1 protein-coding gene is annotated in these 269 nt (G+C 57.2%); it reads right to left on the minus strand.

Features of this window, described 5'->3' with window-relative positions:
• Positions 1-269, minus strand: a 269-nt coding sequence (locus G9G53_RS25995; RefSeq protein WP_165150913.1) for an AMP-binding protein, incomplete at both ends; no start/stop codon positions are given.

Below are 269 nucleotides of genomic sequence, written 5' to 3' on the forward strand. Positions count from 1 at the left end.
GTCGTCTCGGTAATGCCGTACATATTGATCAGCTTCGTCTCCGGGTACTTCGTCTTGAAGCCCTTGAGCTGCAGCGGACTGAGCGCTTCGCCCCCAAAGATGACGTTTCGAATCCGCAAATCGTACGGATGGTCCGCCAAGACCTCACGCAGCAGCTGGTAGAAGTACGTTGGCGTCTGGTTCAAAATGGTAACCTGTTCGCGGCCCAGCAGCGCCAGGAAATCGGCCGGATTTTTCGCCGTCAGCGGCGGTACGATGACCAGCTTGCC

The sequence above is a fragment of the Paenibacillus sp. EKM206P genome (genome assembly GCF_011066155.1).
In the GTDB taxonomy this organism is placed as follows: Bacteria; Bacillota; Bacilli; order Paenibacillales; family Paenibacillaceae; genus Paenibacillus; species Paenibacillus polymyxa_D.